This window comes from Pseudoduganella sp. GCM10020061, assembly GCF_042683405.1.
Classification (GTDB): Bacteria; Pseudomonadota; Gammaproteobacteria; order Burkholderiales; family Burkholderiaceae_D; genus Telluria.
In genome coordinates this window covers 397,436-422,620 of sequence record NZ_JBHUJS010000002.1, presented here as the reverse complement: position 1 = coordinate 422,620, position 25,185 = coordinate 397,436, and the positions used below count along the sequence as shown (strand labels likewise).

Annotated in this window: 18 protein-coding genes; 12 read left to right on the top strand and 6 right to left on the bottom strand. The window is 68.2% G+C overall.

Translation table 11 applies throughout. From position 1 onward, the window contains the following. The first annotated feature begins 13 nt into the window (after positions 1 to 13). The 5 genes from orn to ACFSQR_RS05690 all read left to right on the top strand — a co-directional run bounded on the left by orn (position 14) and on the right by ACFSQR_RS05690 (position 3,108). Positions 14 to 598 carry an oligoribonuclease gene (gene orn / locus ACFSQR_RS05710; RefSeq protein WP_377728660.1) on the top strand — a complete coding sequence of 195 codons (585 nt, stop codon included), beginning with the start codon at positions 14 to 16 and terminating at the stop codon, positions 596 to 598. Between the two features lie 86 nt (positions 599 to 684). Next, positions 685 to 1,131 (top strand): thioredoxin TrxC, encoded by a 447-nt coding sequence (trxC, locus tag ACFSQR_RS05705; RefSeq protein WP_377728658.1) that lies wholly within the window; start codon positions 685 to 687, stop codon positions 1,129 to 1,131. Positions 1,132 to 1,253: 122 nt separating this feature from the next. Then, positions 1,254 to 2,384 (top strand): HPP family protein, encoded by a 1,131-nt coding sequence (locus ACFSQR_RS05700; RefSeq protein WP_377728656.1) that lies wholly within the window; start codon positions 1,254 to 1,256, stop codon positions 2,382 to 2,384. A 51-nt stretch (positions 2,385 to 2,435) separates the two neighbouring features. Next, positions 2,436 to 2,600: a hypothetical protein gene (locus tag ACFSQR_RS05695; protein ID WP_377728655.1), complete on the top strand. Its 165-nt coding sequence runs from the start codon at positions 2,436 to 2,438 to the stop codon at positions 2,598 to 2,600. Between the two features lie 79 nt (positions 2,601 to 2,679). After that, on the top strand, positions 2,680 to 3,108 hold the full coding sequence (locus ACFSQR_RS05690; protein ID WP_377728654.1) for a VOC family protein: 429 nt from the start codon (positions 2,680 to 2,682) through the stop codon (positions 3,106 to 3,108). A gap of 45 nt (positions 3,109 to 3,153) precedes the next feature. Here ACFSQR_RS05690 and ACFSQR_RS05685 read toward each other — a convergent pair whose 3' ends face one another. After that, the gene (locus ACFSQR_RS05685; RefSeq protein ID WP_377728653.1) at positions 3,154 to 3,843 is read right to left on the bottom strand and encodes a UPF0149 family protein; all 690 of its coding nucleotides are present in this window, start codon (positions 3,841 to 3,843) and stop codon (positions 3,154 to 3,156) included. Positions 3,844 to 3,892: 49 nt separating this feature from the next. On the opposite strand from ACFSQR_RS05685, the gene ACFSQR_RS05680 reads away from it, so the two are divergent. Both ACFSQR_RS05680 and ACFSQR_RS05675 read left to right on the top strand, forming a co-directional pair. After that, positions 3,893 to 4,888, top strand: a complete 996-nt coding sequence (locus ACFSQR_RS05680; protein ID WP_377728652.1) for a serine/threonine protein kinase — start codon at positions 3,893 to 3,895, stop codon at positions 4,886 to 4,888. Between the two features lie 102 nt (positions 4,889 to 4,990). Further along, a complete protein-coding gene (locus tag ACFSQR_RS05675; protein WP_377728651.1) occupies positions 4,991 to 7,243 on the top strand; it encodes a hypothetical protein in 2,253 nt (750 codons plus the stop codon). Between the two features lie 26 nt (positions 7,244 to 7,269). Here ACFSQR_RS05675 and ACFSQR_RS05670 read toward each other — a convergent pair whose 3' ends face one another. After that, complete coding sequence (locus ACFSQR_RS05670) at positions 7,270 to 8,304, bottom strand: DUF475 domain-containing protein (protein WP_377728650.1); 1,035 nt, start codon at positions 8,302 to 8,304, stop codon at positions 7,270 to 7,272. A gap of 141 nt (positions 8,305 to 8,445) precedes the next feature. Here ACFSQR_RS05670 and ACFSQR_RS05665 point away from each other — a divergent pair, with 141 nt between their 5' ends. The 3 genes from ACFSQR_RS05665 to ACFSQR_RS05655 all read left to right on the top strand — a co-directional run bounded on the left by ACFSQR_RS05665 (position 8,446) and on the right by ACFSQR_RS05655 (position 13,435). Then, positions 8,446 to 8,868: a divergent PAP2 family protein gene (locus ACFSQR_RS05665; RefSeq protein WP_377728649.1), complete on the top strand. Its 423-nt coding sequence runs from the start codon at positions 8,446 to 8,448 to the stop codon at positions 8,866 to 8,868. 187 nt (positions 8,869 to 9,055) lie between these two features. Next, positions 9,056 to 10,231: an efflux RND transporter periplasmic adaptor subunit gene (locus tag ACFSQR_RS05660; RefSeq protein ID WP_377728648.1), complete on the top strand. Its 1,176-nt coding sequence runs from the start codon at positions 9,056 to 9,058 to the stop codon at positions 10,229 to 10,231. 3 nt (positions 10,232 to 10,234) lie between these two features. Beyond that, entirely contained in the window at positions 10,235 to 13,435 is a 3,201-nt protein-coding gene (locus tag ACFSQR_RS05655; RefSeq protein ID WP_377728647.1) for an efflux RND transporter permease subunit, read from the top strand. Positions 13,436 to 13,522: 87 nt separating this feature from the next. Here the strand turns inward: ACFSQR_RS05655 and ACFSQR_RS05650 are convergent, their stop codons facing one another. From ACFSQR_RS05650 to ACFSQR_RS05635, 4 genes are all read right to left on the bottom strand, one after another. Continuing rightward, the gene (locus ACFSQR_RS05650; RefSeq protein WP_377728646.1) at positions 13,523 to 13,921 is read right to left on the bottom strand and encodes a hypothetical protein; all 399 of its coding nucleotides are present in this window, start codon (positions 13,919 to 13,921) and stop codon (positions 13,523 to 13,525) included. Positions 13,922 to 14,089: 168 nt separating this feature from the next. Beyond that, on the bottom strand, positions 14,090 to 14,983 hold the full coding sequence (locus ACFSQR_RS05645) for an NAD(P)H-hydrate dehydratase (RefSeq protein WP_377728645.1): 894 nt from the start codon (positions 14,981 to 14,983) through the stop codon (positions 14,090 to 14,092). A 13-nt stretch (positions 14,984 to 14,996) separates the two neighbouring features. After that, complete coding sequence (locus tag ACFSQR_RS05640; RefSeq protein WP_377728644.1) at positions 14,997 to 15,755, bottom strand: histidine phosphatase family protein; 759 nt, start codon at positions 15,753 to 15,755, stop codon at positions 14,997 to 14,999. A gap of 67 nt (positions 15,756 to 15,822) precedes the next feature. Further along, the gene (locus ACFSQR_RS05635) at positions 15,823 to 17,250 is read right to left on the bottom strand and encodes an L-cystine transporter (protein WP_377728643.1); all 1,428 of its coding nucleotides are present in this window, start codon (positions 17,248 to 17,250) and stop codon (positions 15,823 to 15,825) included. Positions 17,251 to 17,436: 186 nt separating this feature from the next. Here ACFSQR_RS05635 and ACFSQR_RS05630 point away from each other — a divergent pair, with 186 nt between their 5' ends. Next, positions 17,437 to 23,091 carry an alpha-2-macroglobulin gene (locus ACFSQR_RS05630; RefSeq protein WP_377728642.1) on the top strand — a complete coding sequence of 1,885 codons (5,655 nt, stop codon included), beginning with the start codon at positions 17,437 to 17,439 and terminating at the stop codon, positions 23,089 to 23,091. After that, on the top strand, positions 23,092 to 25,182 hold the full coding sequence (gene pbpC / locus ACFSQR_RS05625) for a penicillin-binding protein 1C (protein WP_377728641.1): 2,091 nt from the start codon (positions 23,092 to 23,094) through the stop codon (positions 25,180 to 25,182). Positions 25,183 to 25,185: the final 3 nt, after the last annotated feature.

Genomic DNA, 25,185 nt, shown 5'->3' with positions numbered 1-25,185 from the left:
ATAAGAGAGAATTATGTCACAAGCGACCGATATCCCCGTGCCAACGGCCACTCACCGTCCGAACGAGTTCAACCTGGTGTGGGTGGACATGGAAATGACGGGCCTGGACCCGGACAACGACAAGATCATCGAAGTGGCGGTGGTGGTCACCGACATGCACCTGAATATCCTGGCCGAGGGCCCGGTATTCGCCATCCACCAGAGCGACGAAACGCTGGACAAGATGGACTCGTGGAACAAGGGCACCCACGGCCGCTCCGGCCTGATCGACCGCGTCAAGGCATCGAATGTCACCGAAGCGGACGCCGAAACCGCGCTGATCGCCTTCCTGAAGAACTTTGTCCCGGCCGGCAAATCGCCGATGTGCGGCAATACCATTTGCCAGGACCGCCGCTTCATGGCGCGCGGCATGCCGAAGCTGGAAGCGTTCTTCCACTACCGGAACCTCGACGTTTCCACGCTCAAGGAGCTGTGCCGCCGCTGGAAGCCGGAACTGGCGAGCGGCTTCAAGAAGCACCAGAAGCACACCGCGCTGGCCGATATCGTCGAGTCGATCGAAGAGCTGCGCTACTACCGCGAGCATTTCATTAAACTGTAATTCTCGTCCGGCCAGGGTGGTACTCGGCCGGGACCCATGCGCCGCGTCCCGGCCGGCGATATGGCAACGGATTACAGGAGATCAGCATGGCACAGTCCAACGAGTCAGTTCACGTCGTCTGCCCGCATTGCGACGCGGTCAACCGCCTGGCGCGCGAGCGCCTCGGCGAGGGGCCGTCGTGCGGCAACTGCAGCAAGACGCTGTTCACCGGTGCGCCGCTCGACTGCGCGGGCGCGCGATTCGACAAGCACATCGGCCGTAACGACATTCCCGTCCTGGTCGACTTCTGGGCGCCCTGGTGCGGGCCATGCCTGTCGATGGCGCCCGCGTACAAGCAGGCTGCCGGGCAGCTGGAGCCGGCGGTGCGGCTGCTGAAAGTCGACACCGAAGCCGCGCAGGACCTTGGTGCGCGTTTCGGCATCCGCAGCATTCCGACGCTGGCGCTGTTTGTCGGCGGACGCGAAGTGGCGCGCCAGGCCGGCGCCATGGATGCCGGCAGCATCGTCGCCTGGACCCGCCAGTACACCCGCTAACCTTGCGGTCCGGGACTGTCCCGACGGGGACCGTCCCTGATTGCCAGTTCGAGCAGCCGCGATTCCGGCAAAGAAAGCTGGGGACGGTCCCCTCCGGGGACAGTCCCCATCGTCGTTTACTTATGAAACATTGGTACCAGCGGTTCCGTCCGCACCCGAACACAGTCGGATTCAAGGAGCAGTTCCGTGGCGGCGTTGGCGCCCTGGCCGGCCTGCTTGTCACCGGCGGCATCGCCGCGATGTGGGGCGGCGTCTCGCCGCTATTGCTGGTCGCGCCGATGGGCGCATCGGCCGTTCTCCTGTTCTGCGTTCCCGCCAGCCCCCTTGCGCAGCCCTGGTCCGTGGTGGGCGGGAACATGCTGTCCGCCGCAGTCGGTGTCGCCTGCGCGCGCGCCTTCCCGGACCCCGTGATGGCGGCCGGCCTCGCAGTGTCACTGGCGATTGCCAGCATGTTCCTGCTGCGCTGCCTGCATCCGCCCGGCGGCGCGGTCGCCCTGAGCGCGGTGCTGGGCGGCCCCCAAGTGCACGCGGCCGGCTACGGTTACGCGCTCGCGCCAGTCGGCGCCGAGTCACTCCTGATGGTGCTCATCGCGCTCATCTACAACAACCTCACCGGGCGCCGCTACCCGCACCTGCAACAGCCCGCACAGGTCAATGTGCACGCCACACGGGACGCCGCACCGACTGCGCGCCTGGGCTTCACGCCCGAGGACCTGGACCAGGTCCTCAAACGCTACGGCCAGGTGCTGGACGTGAGCCGCGACGACCTCGAATCGTTGTTCCTGCAGACCGAAATGCACGCCTACTCGCGCCGCTTCGGCCTGATCACCTGCGGCGACATCATGTCCGCCGACGCGATCACGGTGGAGGAGGGCACCCGCCTGGACGACGCGTGGCGCCAAATGCGCGCGCACAAGGTGCACGCGCTGCCCGTGCTGGATGCGGACGGATGGGTGCGCGGCATCGTGTCGCAAAACGACTTCGTGCACGGACTCGGCATGGACGACTATGGAACGCTGCGCCGCCGCCTGCGCCGCCTGCTTGCCCGGAAGCGCGGCCCGCAGACGGTCGCAGACATCATGACGCGCAGTCCTGTGACGGCGCGCACAGATATGGCCGCGGTGGAGCTGGTGCCGCTGATGGCCAACGCCGGCTACCACCACATTCCCGTGGTGGACAGTTACGGCCGGTTCGCCGGCATGGTCACCCAGTCCGACCTCGTCGCGTCCCTCTATGAGTCGCGCCTGGCCTAGATTGCGACAGTGCTTCCTGTTGAGGTAATGTGGGCATCCAGCCGACCAGGAATGAGGAAGCATGACGACGAGCATGCGAACCTCCTGGTCGAGGGCGATGGCGTCGCGCAGGATGAGGAAGCGGGCATTTTCTGGTTGCGGCAATCCGCGTTGCGCGGCTACGAAAGGGCGCTGGAGATGTTGAGGGAGAACGACATCCCTCTGCATGACGAGTAGGCGGTAGCGCCGCATCAACCGGGCGGTCATCCGGAGAACGCATCCAGTATGATTGGATGCCATCTCCACGGAGGACACTATGGAAACGCAGGAGCTTCACCGCGGACGCCTGATCGACCATATCCAGCTGGTCGTGCGCGATCTTCCCGCTTCCCAGGCATTCTACGAAGCGGTCTTCAAAGTGCTGGAGGTGCCCATCGGTGGCACGGGAGAAGGCTATTTCTGGGCCGACGAGCTGTTCGTCTCCACTGCCGATAGCAAGGCGGCGCAGGGCAAGCTGACCGGCCGCCATCACCTGGCGTTCCAGGCGAAGGACCGCGCCATGGTGGACGCGTTCCATCAGCAAGCCCTTCGCAGTGGCGGGTCGGACAATGGCGCTCCCGGCGAGCGCCCGTACCATCCGGGCTACTACGCTGCATTCGTGCTGGACCCCGACGGCAACAACATCGAGGCCGTCTATCATGGCGAGGCGGAACGCAGCGCGTCGTCCGTGCGCATCACCTTCTAGCGGACGGACCATGCCGGAGCCGAAGCCGGCATCCGGGCCGATGGATCAGCTATCGGCGCCGCAGCACTTCTTGTACTTCTTGCCGCTGCCGCATGGGCAGTCGTCGTTGCGGCCGACCTTCGGCTCTTCGCGCTTGAGCGTCTGCACCGGCGCCTTGCGGCGCGGCACCCAGAAGCGGTGGATCAGCGGCAGGTTGGCTTCCACTTCCAGCGCCAGCTTGTGTGCGCTCTTCGGGTCTTCCACCAGCGGCAGGTCTTCTTCCTCGATTTCGTCCGCGCCCAGCAGCATGATCGGGTTCATCAGCGGCGCCTGCTCCGAGTCGAAGATCTCTTCCCACGATTCCGGGCGGATCTCCATGCCCTCGCAGAAGCCCCAGCACCACGACTCGGCGTCGATCAGGCGTTCGCCGTCCACTTCGTGCTCGACGAACAGCGGCTCGAATTCCTTTGGCGCGACTTCGAACGTCACCAGGATCTCGTTCATGAAGCGCATGATCAGGTTGAGGATGCGGTCTTCTTCCTTGGCGTTCTTGAATTTCGGACCCTGCTTCGGATCGTCGCCCCAGACGCGCGGCAGCCACTCGGCCGGCATGATCGGTTCCGGACCGATCGCCACCGCCGTCAGGTAGCCGTGCAGCATGTCCATCGTCATGGCGTCTTCCGGGCTGCTGTCGGACAGGAGGAACTTGTCGAGGTCGTCGAATTCTTTATCGCTGAGGGGCTGGTCGAGTTGCATGGTGCTCTTTCTAGGTTGAAGGCCGTAGTTTACCGCACCACACCTTACAATGGCGGATATGACTTCCGCTCCCCAGACATTTGACGGCCTCTCGCCCGACTGCGTGCTCGACGCGCTCGATGGTGTCGGCCTGCGCGGCGATGGCCGCCTGCTCGCCCTGAACAGCTACGAAAACCGCGTGTACCAGGTCGGCATGGAGGAGGGGCCGCCGGTGGTCGCCAAGTTCTACCGCCCCGGACGCTGGAGCGACGCGCAGATCGCCGAGGAGCACGCCTTTGTGGCGGAACTGGCCGCGGAAGAGATTCCGGTGGTCGCGCCGCTGGTGCTGGCAGGCGCCACCCTGCATACGCACGGCGGCTTCCGCTTTGCCGTGTTCGCGCGCCGCGGCGGCAGGGCGCCGGAGCTGGACGATCCGGAGACGCTGGAATGGACCGGCCGCTTCATCGGGCGCATCCACGCGGTCGGCGCGCGCCGTCCTTTTGCCGAGCGCCCCGCGATCACGCCGGACACCTTCGGCCACGAGCCGCGCCGCTACCTGATCGACAACGGCTTCATTCCGCGCGACCTGGCCGACGCCTATGCCAGCGTCTCCAGCCAGGCGCTCGACGGCGTGGCACGCTGCTATGAACGGGCCGGCGATGTGGCCATCATCCGCCTGCACGGCGATTGCCATGCCGGCAATGTGCTGTGGACGCCGGACGGGCCCCATTTCGTCGATTTCGACGACTGCCGCAGCGGTCCGGCCGTGCAGGACCTGTGGATGCTGCTGTCCGGCGAGCGCCAGGACATGGTGCGCCAGTTGTCCGACGTGCTGGCCGGGTACGAGGATTTCTGCGACTTCGATCCGCGCCAGCTGTACCTGGTAGAGGCGCTGCGCACGCTGCGCCTGATCCATTACTCGGCCTGGCTGGCGCTGCGCTGGCACGACCCGGCGTTTCCCGCCGCCTTCCCGTGGTTTAACACGCAACGCTACTGGCAGGACCGCGTGCTGGAGCTGCGCGAGCAGGTCGCGCTCATGGACGAGCCGCCCCTGTGGCCCGTCTGAAGCGGCGAGAAAGAGGGTTTTCCCGGCCCTGATCCGGGTTCTGTGCGCGCGCGGGTGGCCGGATAATCTCCGGCAGACTACCCGAATCTCCGCGAGGACCCGATGCACACCGCAGCCCAGCACGACGACGCCGACATCACCATCTGCCTTCCCAACCAGGAAGCAGCGCCCGTCGCCGTCGCTGCAGCGCCGGTCAACATCCATTCCATCCACCAGGCCATCGCCCGCGTCGAAGCGGAAGCGAAGGCCAGTTGCGCTGCCGAGAGCCGCGCCGCCGCCGAAGCGCGCGCGCGCAGCCTGGCTGAAGAACGCGCCGCCATGGACGCCGCCGCGGCGGCCGCTGCCCTGGAGCAGGCCAGCGCCACCGAACAGGTGATCGAGGCGAACCGTGACCGGCTGGAGACGCTGCGCGCCGCCGCCCGGGCCAGCGCGGACCGCCTCGACGCCGTGCGCCAGGAAACCGCCGAACTGCGCGCCCGCGTGGAAGCGGAAACCCTGATGAAGCTGGCTGCCGAGGCGCGCCAGAAGGAGCAGGAAGAAGCCCGCCGCCGCGCAGCCGAGCAGATGGAAGCGCAGGCTGCGCTGGCAGCGCATGCCGAAGAGGCCGAGCGCGCCCTGCTGGCCGAGACCGAGCAGGCCCGCGTGCACGCGGTCGAACGGCTGGCGGCGGTGGAAGCGGCCAAGGAAGAGGTACTGCAGATCGCATCGGCCGAGGCCCGCCTTGCCACGCTGGCCCGCGAGCGCGAGCGCCACGCGCGCGGCGCCCGCCAGACCGCCGAGCAGCTGGCCGCGGCCGAAGCCGAAGCGCTGGAGATGACGCAGCAGCGCGAGCGCGCCGACCAGGTCGCGCTGGCCGCTGCCTTTGCCCGCGCCGCTGCCGAAGCGCATGCGCTGGAAGAAGCCCGCGCGCTGGCCCACCTGGAGCAGGAACGCGAGGCGATCGCGCTGGCGCACAGCGAATCCGAGCGCGCCGCCGCCCGTGCCCTGCACCTGCGCCTGGAAGCGGAAAAGGAGCTGCGCGAGCAGGCGCTGCAGCGCGAGCGCATCGAAGCGAACGCGCTGGCTGCCGCCGAAGCACGCCGCGCCGCGGAGGCGCGCATCCTGGAATCGACCGGGAAGCGCATCGAGGTGGACCGCCAGCTGCGCGAAGTCGCGCTGGCGCGCGCCATGGCCGAGGAAGAAGCGGGCGCCCGCGCCAAGGAACGCGTCGCGGCGGAAAGCGTCGCCGCCGGGGAGGCGCAGGCGCGCACGCTGGCGGAACAAGCCGCGGCTGCCGCCGCGCTGGCGCAGGCCGAAGAACAGAAGAGGGCGCGCGAACTGGCCGATGCCCGTGCCGCGCTGGAACGGCAGGCCGCCGAACTGGCCGCCGCCGAGAATGCGGCCGAGGAGGCGCTGCAGGCCGCGCTGGCCGCGCAGACCGAAGCGCAGCGGCAGGCCGCCGAACTGGCGCAGGCGCGCGCGCAGGAGGCCGCAGCGCTGGTGCGCGCCGGGCGTGCCCGCGCAATCGCAGAAGAAGCGGAACTGATGCGCGTGCAGGAACAGCGCGCAGCCCAGGAACAGGCGGCAGCGGCCGCGGACCTGCGTGCCCAGGCCGCGCGGCAGGAAGCAGAAGCCCTGCGCATGCAGGCCGACGCCGAACGCGCGGCCGGCGAAGCGCTGCAGCGCCAGGCGGAGGCGGCGGACCGGATGGCGCAGGCGGCAGCTGCCGAAGCGCTGGCTGCGCAGGAACAGGCAGCGGCGGCCGAGGCGCTGGCCGTGGCGCAGGAAGAGCGCGCCCGCGTGCAGCAGGCCGCGCAGGAAGTGCTGGAGCAGGCTGCGGCAGCGGAGCGCGCCTGCGTGCTTGCCGAGCGCGCGTCGATGGAACTGATGCAGCAGAAAGTGGCGGCGCAGCGCGAACGCGCGGCGATGGACGAACGCGCCAATGCGGCGCTGGCCGCCCGTGTCGCCGCCGAAGAGGCAGGCATCGCCGCCGCCGCGGAGAAGGAAGCGGCCGAGCGCGAACTGGCCACGCTGGTGCGCGAGACCGAACTGGCGCAGCGCGCCGCCGCCCAGGCCGCGCTGGACAAGCGCGACGCCCAGCGCCTGCTGCTGGCGGCTGCCCAGGAGCAGGCCGAGATGCAGCAGAAAGCCGCGGAGCGCACCATGGCGATGGCCCGTGCGCGCGAGGAACTGGTGGCACTCGAGCGCCGCCGCGCCGAAGCGGATGACGCTACCCTGGCCGCGCTGGAACAGCGGCTGGCGCAGGAACGCGCCAGCTGCCAGCTGGCCGAGCAAAGCGCCATCGAAGCGAGCCAGCAGGCGGAATCGGAAACGCTGGCCCGCCAGGTCCTGCAGCGCCTGACCCAGGCCGCGTAATGTAATAAGTCAGGACCGGCGCCCGTTCAACTCCCATCAGCCTGTGTCGCGCGCTGGTAGCGCACCGAAGACCACAGCGACACCGCGATGAACAGCACACCCGACAGGCCCGGCAGCCACTCCGGGACGTGATATTCGACGCTGGCGAGCATGATCACGGCCAGGATCCCGATCGCATAGTGCGCGCCATGCTTGAGGAACACGAAGCGGTCGAGCGTCCCTTCGCGCACCAGGTAGACGGTGGTGGAGCGCACGAACACGGCGCCGATCGCCAGCCCGAGCATGATCACCACGACGTCGTTGGTCACCGCAAAGGCGCCGATCACGCCGTCGAAGCTGAACGAGGCATCGAGCACTTCCAGGTACAGGAAGCCGCCCAGGCTGCCGCTGACGACCGCACGGTGCGCCACCCCCGACTGGCCGCGCGCCAGCACCACCGCGATCCAGCGCACCGCCGCATACACCGCCACCCCGGCCACGCCCGCCGCCAGCACGGCATAGCGGCTGGAGAGCGGCACCATCGATACGCAGCCGAACAGCGCCGAGATGACGATCACGATGGCGAGCCCTTCGGAGCCGAACTCAACCAGCTTGGCTTCGGCCCGGCCCAGCCAGTGCAGGGTCTTCTGCTCGTCGAACACGAAGTTCAGGAACACCAGCAGCAGGAACGCGCCACCGAAGGCCGCCACCTGGGCGGCATGCTCGTTCAGGTGGCGGGCGTAGGAGCCCGGGTCGTCCAGCGCCATCGCCCCGACTTCGACCAGCCCCAGGCCGGTGGCGACCGCGACGATCAGCAAGGGGAACAGGAGGCGCATGCCGAACACGGCGATCAGGATCCCGACCGTGAGGAAGAGTTTCTGCCAGAACGGGTTCCAGTGCTTGAGCACGGAGGCATTGACCACCGCGTTGTCGAAGGACAGCGACACTTCCATGATGCCGAGTACGATCGCCAGCCACAGTCCGGCCAGCGCGCCGCGCCAGCCGAGCTGGTAGTAGCCCCACCATGTGGCAAGGCCCAGCAGGATGACGGTCACGGCCAGCGAAACGCGGAAATGACGCATTGCTTCCTCGTCAATGTTGAATGGGATGCTACGCTTGCCCCATCTTACGCGCTTGCGGCGTCGGCGGTGGCAAGGACCGATGTACAGAAGGGTAATCGGCTGCCATAATCCGTGGTTTTCCCACTATAAGAAAGTCGCCTGATGGACCTCGCCTACCTGCTGACCCCGTTCATTACCTGGATTGTGGTCGGGCCCATCAAATTCCTGATCAACAGCGCGCGCAAGCGCCGCTGGGCATTTGACCTGGTAGGCAATGGCGGTTTCCCCAGCAACCACAGTTCGGTGGTGGTGAGCATGGCGACCCTGATCGCGCTGCGCGAAGGGATCGGGCATCCGGCCTTCGGCGTGGCGGTGACGCTGGCGTTCATCGTGATGATCGACGCCAACAGCCTGCGCCAGCACGTCGGGCGCCAGGCTGCGGCGATCAACCGCCTGGCCGTGGGCAAGGATCCGCTGCCGGCGCTGCGCGAACGGATGGGCCACACGCTGGTCGAAATCTGCGGCGGGATCGTGACCGGCATGCTGGTCGGTTACGCGGTATTTACACTGGCGCCAGCCGCCTGACGCGGGGCGGCAGGATGGGCGGCGATACGGCCGCATGCATTTCAGTCGCCAAAAACCGCAGTTCAGCCATCGAAAACCGCAAACCGACAGATGGCCGATTGACGAACGTCGTGCTGCTCCGGATACTTCGCCGCAGCAGACCTTACCTAATTCTAGGTTTATAGAGATAACATTCCGGAGAACCATAATGCTGCGCAAAACCATTCTAGTCCTCGCCATCGCTTCGGCCCTTGCTGCTTGCAGCAAGGAAGCTCCGAAGGAGCCTGCCAAAGCCGGCGCCCCGGCCACCGCGCAGGCCAATGGCAAAAAAGCCCCCACCAGCCTGACCGTCGCTCCGGAAGATATCCTGACCGTCAAGTCGAACGCCATGACGTCCGGCCCGGTCGTGACCGGTTCGGTCCAGCCTGAACGCCGCGCCGACCTGCGCGCCGAGGTGTCGGCCGTGGTCCTGCAGGTGCTGAAGGAGAATGGTGACGTGGTGCGCAAGGGCGACCTGCTGGTGCGCCTGGACGATACCGCGATCCGCGACGCCCTGTCCTCCGCCGACGAAGCCGCGCGCGCATCGGCCCAGGCCTTCGAGCAGGCCGAACGCACCCTGACCCGCATGAAGACCCTGCGCGAGTCCGGCATGACGTCGGTCCAGGCCATGGACGACGCCCAGGTGCGCCGCAACAATGCCCAGTCCGACCTGGCCGCCGCGCGCTCGCGCGCCGCCACCGCGCGCCAGCAGCTGGCCCGCACCGCCGTGCGCGCCCCGTTCGACGGTGTCGTGTCCGACCGCAAGGTATCGGCCGGGGACACCGCCTCGATCGGCAAGGAACTGCTGAAAGTCATCGACCCGAACTCGATGCGTTTCGAAGGCCGCGTGTCGGCCGACAAGATCTCCGAGGTGCGTCCGGGCCTGCCGGTCACCTTCCGCGTGAACGGCTACGGCGACCAGGAATTCCGCGGCGTGGTGCGCCGTGTCGATCCGGCCGCCAACGACGTCACCCGCCAGGTCGAAGTGCTGGTCTCGTTCAGCCCGGATTCGCCGCAGCCGCGCGTGTCGGGCCTGTATGCTGAAGGCACCATCCTGTCCGATTCGCGTGATGCCGTGGCGCTGCCGGAGCAGGCGCTGGTGCGTAACGGCGACAGCGCCTACGCATGGCGCGTCAAGGACAGCAAGCTGCAAAAGGCGGACCTCAAGCTGGGCCCGCGCGACGCCCGCACCGGTTTCTTCGAAGTCAAGAGCGGCCTGGCCGCCGGCGACGTGGTGCTGCGCACCCCGAGCTCGAACTTCGAACCGGGCCAGAAGGTCGTGATGTCGGCTGCTTCCAAAGTGGCCAGCGCCGCAGGCACCACCCAGCCAGCACAAGGAAACTAAACCATGTTCCTGTCCAACTTCAGTATCAAGCGACCGATCGCTACGGTTGTCCTGATCGTCGCGATGATGGCGCTGGGCATGCTTGCGCTGTCCAAGCTGCGCGTCAATCAGAATCCGGACGTCGAAATCCCTTCGCTGTTCCTGTCGATTCCTTACCCCGGCGCCTCGCCCGACACGGTCGAGCGTGAAATCGTCAACCGCATCGAGAAATCGCTGCAGAGCGTCCAGGGCGTGCAGGAGATCCGTTCCCGCGCCAACGAAGGCTCGGCCTTCTTCGAGATCGAGTTCGACTTCGACCGCAACCTGATCGAGGCAAGCGACGACGTGCGCAACGCGATCGCGGCGGTGCGCTACAAGCTGCCGATCGAGATGCGCGAGCCGATCCTGCGCCGTTTCGACATGAGCCAGGAGCCGATCATGAACCTGGCCCTGTCCACCAGCAGCCAGTCGCATGCCGAGATCTCGCGCTTTGCCGAGGATGAGCTGGCCGACCGCTTCCGCGGCGTGCCAGGGGTGTCCAATGTCAACGTCAACGGCGCCCTGCGGCGCGAGCTGACGGTGCTGCTGCGTGCCGAAAAGCTGCGCGAATACAATGTCTCGGTGAGCGAGGTCACCTCCGCGCTGCGTACCCAGAATACCAATGCCCCTGTGGGCAAGGTGCGCGGCACACTGGAAGAGCAGAGTATCCGCCTGGTCGGCCGCATCGAGCGTCCGGAAGACTTCCAGCAGATCGTGATCAAGCGCCGCGGCGACGAGATCGTGCGCCTTGGCCAGGTGGCCGAGATCGCCGACAGCTTCGCCGAGCCGGAAAGCATGACGATCCGCAGCGGCAAGGCGAACGTCGGCATCCAGGTCAACCGCTCGCGCGATGCCTCCACCGTCTCGGTGGCGAAGGACGTGCGCAAGCTGGTGGATGAAATCCAGGCCGAGCTTCCTGCCGGCACCAAGCTGGAAATCACCCGCGATGGCGGCGAGGATGCGCAGAGCAGCCTGAACAACGTGATCGAAGCGCTGGTGCTGGGCGCGCTGCTGACCATCTTCGTGGTGTACGCGTTCCTGAACTCCTGGCGCTCGACCCTGATTACCGCGCTGTCGCTGCCGACCTCGGTGGTGGCCGCGTTCATCGGTATCTGGCTTTGCGGCTTTACCCTGAACTTCATGACGCTGCTCGCGCTGTCGCTGGCGATCGGCGTGCTGATCGACGATGCGATCGTGGTGCGCGAGAACATCGTGCGCCATATGCAAATGGGCTCGGACCGCCGCAAGGCGGCGCTCGAGGGCACCGCTGAAATCGGCCTGGCGGTGGCTGCCACCACGTTCTCCATCATGGCGGTGTTCATTCCGGTGGCGTTCATGCCGGGCATGGCCGGCGAATGGTTCCGTCCGTTTGCCCTGACGGTCACGGTATCGGTGATGGTGTCGCTGTTCATTTCCTTCACGCTCGATCCGATGCTGTCGGCCTATTGGGGCGATCCGCCCGACTACCATACGGCGCCAAAGAAGGGCATCTCGGCCGTACTGCACCGCTTCAACGAGTGGTTCGATCACCAGGCTGACCGCTACGGCAACGTGGTCGGTTGGGCGCTGCACCACCGCAAGTGGATGGCGGCGATCGCGCTGAGCACCTTCGTGGCCGCGATTGCGCTGCACGGCTTCTTCGGCGGTTCCAGCTTCCTGCCGGCAGTCAACTCGCGCACGATTGCGATCGATGTGCGCACTCCGGCGTCGTCCTCGCTGGAATATGCCCGCCTGAAGATGGAAGCGGCGGCGGTACTGGCGCGCGAAATCAAGGAAACCAAAGAAACCAACTCGTGGATCCGTGCCAGCGGCGGCCGCGTGTACGTCGACATCGGCAAGAAAAACGAGCGTGAACGCAGCGCCAAGGAAATCGCCAAGGAACTGCGCGAAAAGGTCAGCCACCTGGTCGGCGCCGAGTACACGGTGCAGGAAGACTTGAACAACGGCGGTAGCAAGCCGGTCCAGATTCGCTTCTTCGGCGCCGATTCGCGCAAGCTGATGGAACTGACCAGTGCCTACATGGACAAGCTGCGCCAGGTTCCCGGTGCGGTCGATGTCGGCCTGTCGGAGCAGGATCCAAAGAACGAACTGCAGATCGAACTGGACCGCGGGCTGGCCAACTCGATGGGTATTTCGGTCAGCGATGCCGCCCAATCGCTGCGCGTTGCCTTCGCCGGCGTCGAGATCGGCGACTGGGTCGATCCATCCGGCGAAACCCGCGATGTGTCGGTGCGCCTGCATCCGGAAGATCGCGTGGATGCCTCGAACATCGAGCGCCTGCCGATCGCCGTCACCGGAACCAACCAGATGGTGCCGCTCGACCAGATCGCTACCATCACGATGGGCAAGGGTCCGTCCAGCATCCAGCACACCGACGGCAACCGTACCATTACTGTCTCGGCAAATGCCCAGGGCCGCTCCAACGGCGAGGTCACTGCAGACGCGATGAAGCTGGCCAAGGAATTCCAGTTCCCGCCAGGCTACGGCCTGCAACTGGCCGGCCAGTCGCAAGACCAGGCCGAGCTGTTCCGCGAGATGACGATCGCGCTGGTATCCGGTATCGGCCTGATGTACCTGATCCTGGTGATGCAGTTCGGCTCCTTCACCGCACCGATGGGCGTGATGCTGTCGCTGCCGCTGTCGCTGATCGGCGTGGTGCTGGCGCTGCTGATCACCGGCAACACGCTGAACCTGATGAGCTTCATCGGCATCATCATGCTGATGGGCCTGGTGGCCAAGAACGCAATCCTGCTGCTGGACGCGGCCCGCAAGCGTGAGGCGGAAGGCTATGGCCGCGAGGAGTCGCTGATGCACGCTGGCCGGGTCCGCCTGCGTCCGATCCTGATGACCACGTTCGCGCTGATCGCCGGCATGCTGCCGGTGGCGCTGGGCTTGGGCGAGGGCGGCGAGTTCTACCGTCCGATGGCGATTGCCATCATCGGCGGCGTGATCACCTCGACCATCCTGACGCTGCTGGTGGTGCCGACTTTCTACGACAGCATCGAGATCTCGGTCGACCGCATGGGCGCGAAGTTCCACCGCCGTGTGGGCCGCTGGTCCGCGCTGCCGGCGTTCATCATGACCTTCGTCGAAGCGCTGCTGACGATTACGTTCGTGCGCTTCATCTACCGCATGGTCATGAAGCTGGTCGGTTTCGCCATGGGCCGCCGCGGCGCAGCCGCCTGAGCCCGGGCGCCCGCCAGGGCGCTGCCGTAAAACAAAAGAGCCTGCAACAGCAGGCTCTTTTTTTATCTGGGGACCGTCCCCGCCGCGTCAGTATTTGTCGCGGTTGCGCTTGGTCGAGGTGTCCTCGGTGCCGGTGCCGGTGCCAGTGCCGGTCTCGCCGCCGGTCGAGGTGCCGCTGGTGGTGGCGCCGGTACCGGTGCCGGTGCCGGTGGTGCCCGTCGCGTCGGCCGGCGGAGTGGTGCCGGTGGTGTCGGCCGGCGGGGTGGTGGTGGTGGTGGTCGTGGTGGTGGTCTCGGCCGGCGGGGTCATGGTGCCGGTGTCGGTGGTGCCGGTCGCGCCCGTGGTGCCGGTGGTCGTGGCCGGAGCCGTGGCCGCCGGCTCAGTGGTCGTGGTGGTGGTGGTTTCGGTCTTCTTGCATCCGCCGAGCAGCGCGGCCAGCAGTGCGGCGCCCAGCAGTACCTTCGGGGTGTTGGTCAGTGCGTTCATTCAAAGCTCCTCATGGTTAAGTCGGGTAACCGCCGCCTGTTCCACCGGCAACAAGCCGAGTGAAATCGAGCTGCGGAGTTTTGACCAGCGGGGCCGGTAAAGGTTCATGGCCTGCGGTCACTGTCACAGCCATTCCTGCCGGGACAGGCTTGCTGCCCGGCGGCAGGGTCAATCCTGGCGCGCCAGCGCTTCCATGAGGGCGGGGACCTCAGCGGGAATCTCGCGCGCAAGGTAGCCGAGCACGCCGAAACGTGCCGCGAGCCGTTCGCCGGCGCGGGCATGCAATGCCACGCCCCAGCAAGCGGCTTGCGCGAGGGTCGCCCCCCGCGCGGCCAGGCCGGCCACGATGCCGGCGAGCGTGTCGCCGGAGCCGGAGGTCGCCAGGCCGATATTGCCGCCTTCGTGCTGCCACAACTTGCCGTCGCCGGGTGTCGCGATCACCGTGCGCGCGCCCTTGAGCGCCACCACGGCATTCCAGCGTTCGGCTGCGCTGATCGCGAAGCGGTCGGGATCCGCCAGGATGTCGCGCTTGTCACCGCCCGTCAGGTGCGCCATTTCGCCTGCGTGTGGCGTGACGATGACTGGTACTTCAAACCGTTCTTCGTGCCGGGCCACGATGTCCATCGCGCAGGCATCCAGCACCAATGGCGTGCTGCCCAGCCTGGCCAGCAGCTCGCGCACCAGCGCCGCGGTGGCCGCATCGTCCTGCATGCCCGGCCCGACCAGTACCGCGTCGACGCGGTCGGCAATCCGGTCCAGGCGCGCCGCAGCGCCGGGAATGATGCCGCCGTCGGGCGTTTCGGGCAGGCCGATCACGCGCGATTCCGGCATCGCCAGCGCCACCGTTTGCGCCACGCTGGCGCCGGTGGCGATCGTCAGCTTGCCCGCGCCCGCGCGCATGGCGGCGGTGGCGGCCAGGATCACCGATCCCGGCATTTCGTGCGAGCCGCCCAGCACCAGCACGTGGCCGCGCACTTCCTTGTCGCCGCCTGCGTCCGGCTGCGGCAGGGGCCAGCCGGCCAGCAGGGCGTCGTCGATGGTCTGCGCGGTGCGGGGCGGCATCGGGTGGGGCCGCCTACGCTTTCGGAGCAGCGGGCACATCTTTCTGTACCGTCACCGGCGTTCCCGAATCTTCCAGCGGCGCAATAAAGTTCACCAGGTCCACCACCAGCTTGCCTTTCGTTCCGCGCGCCGGGTCGAAGCGGTACGAGGTCACCGAGCAGTTCGGCACGTCGCCGGCGCGGTCGAATTCCAGGATTTCCGCTTCCGTCATTCTTTCCAGCAGATAGCGGAAACAGTTCACGATGACCTGGTGCGCCACCACCAGCACGCGTTCGCCGCGGTGCTCGCGCACGATGGTGTCGAGCACGCTGCGCAGGCGCAGGATCACGTCGCACCAGCTTTCGCCGCCCGGCGGGCGGAAGTAGAACTTGCCGACGTGGCTGCGCTGCTCGTGCAGTTCCGGGTACTTATGGGCGATGCCGAGCGGAGTCAAGCGGTCAAGGATGCCGAATTCCTTTTCGCGCAGGCGCTCGTCGGCCTGCACGGTGTCGGCGCCGCCCATCTGGTGCAGCACGATGCGTGCGGTTTCGGCGGCACGCACGTAGGGCGAATGCAGCACCACATTGGGGCGCTGGTCCGGCGGCATTGCCGCGAACCAACGTGCCAGCGCTTCGGATTGCTGCACCCCCAACTGGGAGAGCGGTGTGTCGACATCGCGATGCTCGATGTCAATGATGTGGTGTGCTGCCGCTTCTGCCGCGTCGCGCGCGACGTTGCCCGCGCTCTGTCCATGCCGCACCAGCCAGATCTGCTGGGGCCATTTCTGTTCCATCGCCAGCCTGTCGGTCCGTCAAAATTGGGTCAATCATAGACGGATTCGGCAGCGGCTCAGCGCACGATTAACGCGCGGCCGGCGGGGCGCTTGGCGCGCTGGGCTGTTCCACGACGTCGAGATCGACCTCGGCATCGCTGTTGAATACGGCGGTGTCGGTCTGGCCCAGCAGGCGGCTGGTGACGGTGCCGGCGGTGATGGACCCGCTCACGTTGAGCGCGGTGCGGCCCATGTCGATCAGCGGTTCGATCGAGATCAGCAGGCCGGCCAGGGCCACCGGCAGGTTGAGCGAGGACAGCACGATCAGGGCGGCGAAGGTGGCGCCGCCGCCCACGCCGGCCACGCCGACCGAGCCGATCACGACAATTGCCAGCATCGGCAGCAGGAACGAGGCGGTGTACGGGTCGATGCCCACGGTCGGGGCGATCATCACCGCCAGCATCGCCGGGTAGATGCCCGCGCAGGCGTTCTGGCCGATGGTCGAGCCGAACGAGGCGGCGAAGTTGGCGATGCCTTCCGGGGTGCCCAGGCGCGTGGTCTGGGCCTGCACGCTCATCGGGATCGAGCCCGCGCTGGTGCGCGAGGTGAAGGCGAACACCAGCACCGGCATGATCTTCCTCGCAAAGCGCAGCGGCTTGAGCCCGACCGCGGCGATCAGCAGCAGGTGCACGCCGAACATGATCAGGATCGCGCTGTACGAGGCGGCCACGAAGTTGATCAGCGCGAGGATGTTGTCGATGCTGGAGGTGGCGGCCATCTTGGTCATCAGCGCGAACACGCCGAACGGGGTCAGGCGCAGCACCAGCGTCACCATGCGCATGACAAGCGCGTGGACTACTTCGATGAAGTGGTCGAACGAGGCGAACACCTGCGGTTTTTTGGCGGCGATGCCGGTGGCCGAAATCGCCACGAAGATGGAGAACAGCACCACGGCGATGGTGGAGGTATTGCGCGCGCCGGTCATGTCCAGGAACGGGTTCTCCGGGATGAACGACAGGATCATGCCCGGCAGCGAGATCGCCTGCGCTTCCGGCACCTTGTTCAGCAGGTACTCGCCGCGCGCGACTTCGGCGCTGCTCGAGGTCAGGCCGATCGCCGTCAGGTCGAAGGTATGGGCCATCAGCACGCCGACCGAGGCGGCGATCAGTGTCGTGCCCATCAGCAGCCCGATCGTCAGCACGCTGATCTTGCCCAGCGAGGACGCATCCTTGAGCTTGAGGATGGCCGAGATGATCGACACCATGATGAGCGGGATGACGATCATCTGCAGCAGCTTGACGTAGCCGACGCCCGCGATGTCGAGGTAGGCCGCGGTGTCCTTGACCACCGCCGACTCGGCCCCGTACAGGCCCTGCAGCGCGGCGCCCAGCAACAGGCCGATCCCAAGGGCGGCAAACACGCGGCGGGTGAATGTCGCATGCCGCTCCTGCATCCAGTACAGCCAGGCGAACACGCCAAGGGCGCAGACAAGGTTGAGGATGAGCGGGAGGGACATTGTTTCTTTCCAAAAAATAATTGCCGGATCATTCTATCGGTATTTGCGCTCCCCTGCAGCGGCGGCGGCGGGGGCGGCAGCGACGAGCATGCGAATAAAGCAACATGAGAATGGCCGTTGACGTACCATAATGTTGCTTGAGTTCACCTATCTATGCTGGCGTTTCCCGACGGACGGAAGGAATCTATGCGCGCACCGACCCTGTTGCTGGCCCTGGCCTGCCTCGCCACTGCTTCTGCGCCGGCCTTCGGCCAGGCGGCCGTGGAATCGTTCTCCCCCACGGGAACCGTGAAGAAGGTGCGCCAGGCAACCGCCCGCTTCTCTGCCGACATGGTCCCCTTGGGCACGCTGGCGCAGCCGGATCCGTTTACGGTGTCGTGTCCGACAGCCGGCCAGGGGCGCTGGATCGACACCCGCAACTGGAGCTACGATTTCACGGAAGACCTGGCGGCCGGGCAGCGCTGCAGCTTCACGCTTCGGGCCGGCCTGCGCGACCTGGGCGGCCGGCCGGTCGCCGGTGCCGTCTATGCGTTCGACACGGGCGGGCCCGCGGTGATGCAGTCGCAACCCAGCGAAGGCTGGCAGGTGGACGAGGACCAGGTATTCCTGCTGGGCCTGGACGGCGACGCCACGCCGGCCTCGGTCGCGGCGCACGCCTGGTGCAAGGCCGAGGGCGTGAACGAGCGCATCGGCGTGCGCGTGCTCGGCGGCGCCGAGCGCGGGCGCATGCTGGCCGCGCACCGCTACTTCGTGCGCCAGTTCGCGCCGGAGGGCAAGGCGCCGGACGACCGTGTCGTCGCGCTGCAGTGCCAGCGCACCTTGCCGGCCGGCGCCAGGATGCAGCTGGTGTGGGGCGCGGGCATCGCGGGCCAGTCGGGCGTGGCGACCACGCAGGCGCAGGAACTCGCATTCCGCACGCGCCCGGATTTCAGCGCCACTTTCGGCTGCCAGCGCATGGCGCCCAAGGCCGGCTGCATCCCGTTCCTGCCGCTGTCGCTGAGTTTCAGCGCACCGGTCGAGCGCGCAGCGCTGGCAGCGGTCACGTTGCGCGGGGCGGACGGCAAGGCCTACCCGGCAGTGCAGGAGCGGGAACAGGACGACGCCAACACCGTCGACGGCATCACCTTCAAGGGACCGTTCCCGCCGGACGCCACGCTGACGCTGTCGCTGCCACCCGGCCTTGCCGACGATGCCGGGCGGGCGCTGGTCAATGCCGCGTCGTTCCCGATGCAGGTCAGGACCGGCCCGTACCCGCCGCTGGTCAAGTTCCCCGCACGTTTCGGCATCCTTGAGGCGCGCGCCAATCCCATGCTGCCGGTCACGGTGCGCGCGGTCGAGCGGCCGCTTGCGGCCAGGGTCGCCGGCGCCGGCATTGAAGGCGCGGTGGTGCGCGCCAGCGAAGAGCAGGTGATCGGCTGGCTGGAGAAGCTGTCGTACCCGGGCTCATGGTCGCCGCGCGAACTGTACCTGGAGGAGATGAAAAAGCCGTTGCTGCCGAAATCAGTGGCGACCCGGCAGATCACGCTGCCGCGCAGGCAGGGCGCGGGCATGGAGGTGATCGGCATCCCCCTCGCGCGTCCCGGCTTCTACGTGGTGGAAATCGCCAGCCCGATGCTGGGCGAGGCGCTGGCCGGGGAAAAGCGCAGCGCCTACGTGAGCGCCGCCGCGCTGGTCACCAATATGGTGGCGCACTTCAAGCGCGGCGGCCGTTCGTCGGTGGTGTGGGTGACCTCGCTCGACAAGGGACGCCCGGTGCCGGGCGCGCAGGTGACGGTGCGCGGCTGCAAGGCCAAACCGTTGTGGACCGGCCGCACCGACGCCAACGGCATCGCGCGGATCGCGCAGGAACTGCCGTCCGGCTGCCGCGGCGGCGAGCGCCTGTTCGTCAGCGCCACGCTGGGCGAGGACATGACCTTCACGCTGTCGTCCTGGAACGACGGGATCGAGCCGTACCGCTTTGGCGTCAACACTGCCAGCCTGACCGACGACGATACCATCGCCGCGACCGTGTTCGACCGCATGCTGTTGCGTACCGGCGAAACGGTGCACATGAAGCACTTCCTGCGCAAGCACACGATGCGCGGGGTCGAGGCGGTCGCCGCGGGCGACCGGCGCCGGCCGGACGCGTACGGCTGGCGCGCCAGCGAACTGAAGGTGGCCGACCAGTCCGCGCGGCCGGCAAAGGCCTGGATCGTGCACCAGGGGACGGACGAGAAGTTCGAACTGCCGCTGCAATGGGACGCCAATGCGGTGGCGGCGGGCGAGTGGAAAGTGCCGGATGGCGCGAAGCTCGGGACGTACGAAGTGTTCGTCGGCGGGCGCGTGTCCGGCTCGTTCCGCGTGGAGCAGTTCCGCGTGCCGCTCATGAAGGGCAGCGTACAGGGGCCGCGCGCGGCGCAGGTCGCGCCGGCGTCGCTGCCGCTCGACCTGCAGCTCAATTACCTGGCCGGCGGCGGCGCCTCGTTCGCGCCGGTCACGGTGCGCACCACCGTGACGCCGCGCTCGGTGTCGTTCCCCGGCTACGAGGCGTTTGCCTTCGCCGCGGAGGAGGTGCGCGAATCGGCCGCCACATCGGCCACCACGTTCCAGGAAGAAGGCTACGAGGAGGAAGAGGGCGCCGGCGCGGCGCCCGACGTGCGCACCCGGCAGGCCGTGCTCGACAAGGCCGGCGGCGCGCGCGTGACGATCGACCAGCTGCCGGCGGTGCAAACGCCGGGAAGCCTGGTCGCCGAGATGTCCTACCAGGACCCGAACGGGGAGGTGCAGACGGTGTCGCAGCGGGTCGCGCTGTGGCCGGCCTCCGTCACGCTCGGGCTGCGCCAGGACGACTGGGTGGCAAAGCAGGACGCGCTGCGCTTCCAGGCGGTGGTGCTGGACCTGGACGGCAAGCCGGTCGCGGGCAGCCGCGTGACGATCGAGCTGTTCCAGCGCACCACGTACACCCACCGTAAGCGCCTGGTGGGCGGCCTGTATTCTTACCAGCACACCGCGCAGGTGCGCAAGGTGGCCCAGGCGTGCGAGGGCGTCACCGACGACAAGGGCCTGCTCGAATGCACGGTGGCTTCGCCCGCGCAAGGCAATGTGATCGTGCAGGCGCGCACCGCCGATGCGCAGGGGCGCGCGGTGTTCGCCAGCCGCGATGTCTGGCTGGCCGGCGGCGACGAGCAATGGTTCGACGTCTCGGACAGCGACCGCATCGACCTGCTGCCTTTGCAGAAGCGCTACGAGCCGGGGCAGCGCGCCACCTTCCAGGTGCGCAGCCCGTTCCGTGAGGCGACCGCGCTGGTGACGGTCGAGCGCGAAGGCGTCATGGACAGCTATGTGCGGCGGCTGCGCGGCAAGGACCCGACCTTCACCATCCCGGTCAAGCCGGGCTATGCGCCGAACGTGTTTGTGTCGGCGCTGGTGGTGCGCGGGCGCGTCGCCGGCATCCAGCCGACCGCGCTGGTCGACCTGGGCAAGCCTGCGTACAAGCTGGGTATCGCGCGGGTCCAGGTCGGCTGGGCCGCGCATGAACTGAAGGTGCAGGTGAGCGCGGACAAGGAGGTCTACAAGGTGCGCGAGAAGGCCGCCGTCAGGGTGCGGGTCGCGCGCGCGGACGGCAAGCGCCTGCCGGCCGGCGCGGAGATCGCGCTGGCAGCCGTCGACACCGGGCTGCTGGAGCTGATGCCCAACACCAGCTGGAACCTGCTGGAGGCGATGATGCAGGAGCGCAGCCTGCAGGTGGAAACGTCGACGGCGCAAATGCAGGTGGTGGGCAAGCGCCACTTCGGCCGCAAGGCGCTGCCGCCGGGCGGCGGAGGCGGGCGCGGCGCGGGGCGCGAGCTGTTCGACACGCTGCTGTTCTGGAAGGCGCGCGTGGCGCTGGACGCGAACGGCGAAGCCAGTGTGCAGGTGCCGCTGAACGATTCGCTCACATCGTTCCGGATCGTGGCCATCGCCAGCGCCGGCGAAGGCCTGTTCGGCACCGGGGCGGCAGAAGTGCGCAGCTCGCAGGACCTGATGCTGCTGTCCGGATTGCCGCAGCTGGTGCGCGAGGGCGACCGCGCGCGCGCCAATTTCACCGTCCGCAACGCCTCCGGCGGCAGCATGAGCGCACGCGTCGCCGCCTCGGTGGCGGCCGACGGCGGTGCGCCGTCGGTGCTGCCTGCGCAGCAGGTGACGCTGGAGGCCGGGCAGGCGCGCGAGATCGGCTGGGACTACAGCGTGCCGGCCGGTGCAAAGTCGCTCGCATGGCAGGCGGAAGCGGTCTCCGGACAGGCGCGCGACCTGCTGCGCACGAAGCAGGAAGTGGGCTCGGCGGTGCCGGTGCGCACGCTGCAGGCCACGCTGGTGCGTGTCGACCGTCCGCTGGCGCTGCCGGTGCAGGCGCCGGCCGGAGCGTTGCCGGGACGGGGCGGCATCGCGGTGCGTTTCACGCCAAGGCTCGCTTCGGCGATGCCCGGCGTGATCGAGTACATGCAAGCCTATTCGTACACCTGCTTCGAGCAGCGCGCCTCGCGCGCGGTCGCCCTGCGCGACCGGAAGGCTTGGGACGTGCTGATGGCGGCGCTGCCCGCCCACCTGGACGGCGATGGCCTGGTCAAGTACTTCACGCTGATGGAGCGCGGGTCGGACACGTTGACGGCCTATGTGCTGAGCGTGGCCCACGAGGCCGGCTATGACATTCCCGCCGCGCTGCGCGAACGCATGGTGCAGGGGCTGACCGGTTTCGTGCGCGGCACGCTGGTGCGGCACGGTCCCTTGCGCACGGCCGACCTCGCGGTGCGCAAGGTCGGCGCGCTGGAGGCGCTGTCGCGCTCGCAGCCGGTCGGCGCCGACCTGCTCGGCTCCTTCGACGTTGCGCCGAACCTGTGGCCGACCGCGGCGCTGATCGACTGGTACCTCGTGCTGAAGCGCAGCCCGGGCCTGCCGGAGCGCGACACCCGGCTCGCGCAGGCCGGGCAGGTGCTGCGCGCCCGCCTGAACCTGCAGGGCACCACGCTGGGATTCTCGACCGAACGCAGCGACGACTGGTGGTGGCTGATGATGTCTTCCGACGCGAACGCGAACCGGCTGCTTCTGGCGATGCTGGACAACCCGGCATGGCGCGAAGACATGGGACGCCTGGCGCGCGGTGCGCTCGGACGCCAGCGCAAGGGCCGCTGGGACACGACGGTGGCGAACGCGTGGGGCGTGCTGGCGATGGAGAAGTTCTCGGCCCGCTTCGAGAGTATTCCCGTGACCGGCGCCTCCGCCGCGCGCCTTGGCGCCTCGACGGCAACGGTGGGGATGCCGGCGCCGGAGGGGCAGGACACCGCACGCTTTGCCTGGCCCGCCGGCGTGCAGCAGCTCGGACTGGCGCACAGCGGCGCCGGCGCGCCATGGGCGACGGTCCAGTCACTGGCGGCGGTGCCGCTGGCCGCGCCGCTGTCGTCGGGCTACCGCATCGTGCGTACGGTGACGCCGGTCGACCGCAAGGAGCCGGGCAAGTGGTCGCGCGGCGACGTGTACCGCGTGCGCCTCGACCTCGAAGCGCAGGCAGACATGACCTGGGTGGTGGTCGACGATCCGATCCCGGCCGGCGCCACGGTGCTCGGCAGCGGACTCGGTGGCGACTCGCAGATCCAGTCTGCGGGCGAGCGTCAGCGGGGCTGGGTGATCCCGGCCTTCAGGGAGCGCGCCCATACCGGCCTGCGCACGTATTACGAGTTCGTCCCCAAGGGCAAATGGAGCCTGGAATACACGGTCCGGCTGAATAACGCGGGCCAGTTCGTGCTGCCGCCGACGCACGTCGAAGCCATGTACAACCCGGAGATGTTCGGCGACCTGCCGAATGCTCCCATGACGGTGGCGCAGTAGGTGCGCGGCGCGCTCGCCCTGGTCCTGGCGCTGTGCCCGTGGGCGGCAGCGGCGCAGCCGCCCACGCTGGAACAGGTGAGGGCGGCGCACCGGCCGTCCGATGCGGTGCTGCTCGACCGGCACGGCGAGCCCGTGCAGTCGCTGCGCATCGACATGGATGCGCGCCGCCTGCACTGGGTCGCCTTTGCCGACATCTCGCCCGCGATGCGGCGCGCGATCGTGCACGCCGAGGACCAGCGTTTCATGCAGCACGGCGGCGTGGACCTGCGCGCAATGGGCAAGGCGGCGCTGGACAGCGTGGCCGGGACGGGCTCGCGCGGCGCCTCCACCATCACCATGCAGCTGGCGGCCATGCTCGATCCGGCGCTGGCGCGCGGCAAGGGCGGACGCACGCTCGGCCAGAAATGGGACCAGGCGCTCGCCGCGCGCGAGATCGAAGCCGCGTGGAGCAAGCAGCAGATCCTGGAGGCATACCTGAACCTGGCGCCGTTTCGCGGCGAGATGCGCGGCATCGGCGCGGCGGCGCGCGGGCTGTTCGGCAAGGCCGCGTCCGGACTGAACGAGACCGAGGCTGTGATCGCGGCAAGCCTGGTGCGCGCGCCCGGCGCATCGCCGCGCACGGTGGCGCGGCGCGCCTGCGCGCTGGCGCGCGCGATGCAGCTCGCTGCGCCGTGCTCCGGCATCGAATGGGATACGCTGCGCGCACTGGACCGGCCGGCGGCCAGCGCTGCCATGTCGATGGCAGCGCCGCAGGTCGCGCGCAAGCTGCTGTCCGGCGCTTCCGCCAACGCCCGCAGCACGCTCGACGCGGGACTGCAGCGCTACGCGACCGCGGCCTTGCGCCAGCGCCTTGCCGCGCTGCGCGAGCGCAACGTGAACGACGGCGCCGTGGTCGTGCTGGACAACGCGTCCGGCGACATCCTGGCCTACGTCGGCAATGCCGGTGACGTGGAGGTCGACGGCGTGGCCGCGCCGCGCCAGGCCGGGTCCACGCTCAAGCCCTTCCTGTACGCGCTGGCGATCGAGCGGCGCCTGCTGACGGCGGCCTCGCTGGTGGACGACGCGCCGCTCGACATCGCGACGGCCGGCGGCATGTATGTGCCCAACAACTACGACAGGCAGTTCAAGGGCTACGTCAGTGTGCGCAATGCGCTGGCGGGATCGCTCAACGTGCCGGCCGTGCGCACCTTGCAGCTGGTTGGCGTGGAGCGCTTCCTGCAGCGCCTGCGCGCGCTGGGCCTGGGCACGATCGGCGAGGACGCGGGCTATTACGGTTTCGCGCTCGCGCTCGGATCGGCCGAGGTGACCCTGCTCGACCTGGCCAATGCCTACCGCACGCTGGCCAACGGCGGCATGGCCGGCACGCCGGCGCTGGCGCCGCGCGCGCCCGAACAGCGCCGCCGCGTGGCCGATGCGGTCGCGGCGTGGATCGTTTCGGACATCCTGTCGGACCGGGCGGCGCGCAGCGTTACCTTCGGACTGCGCAATGACCTGGCCACCACCTACTGGGCGGCGGTGAAGACCGGCACCAGCAAGGACATGCGCGACAACTGGGCGGTGGGTTATTCCGCGCGCTACACCGTGGGCGTGTGGGTCGGGAATTTCGACGGACGCCCGATGTGGGACGTGTCCGGCGTGACCGGCGCCGCGCCGCTGTGGCGCGACGTGATGGATTACCTGCACGCGCACACGCCGGGCCAGCCGCCTGCGGCGCCGCCTGGTGTCGTGAAGCAGTCCGTGTCGTTCGACCCGGCGCTCGAGCCGCCGCGCGAGGAGGCCTTCCTCGCAGGCACCGCCACTGCGGTGGTGGCGCTGGTGACGCCGCAGCAGCGCAACCCGCGCATCCTGTACCCCGCCGACGGGGCGCTGCTGGCGCTCGATCCGGACATCCCGGAACAGCTGGAACGGGTGAGCTTCAGCGCGCAGGCCGGGCAGGGGCTGTACTGGCAGTTGAACGGGGAGCGCCTGGCGCCGGCCGATGTGCCGCTGTCATGGCGTCCCGTCGCGGGACGCCACAAGTTGGCGCTGGTCGATGGGCAGGGGCGGGTGGCCGTAGCACATGCGTTCCAAGTTCGCGGCAATGAAAGGTGATCC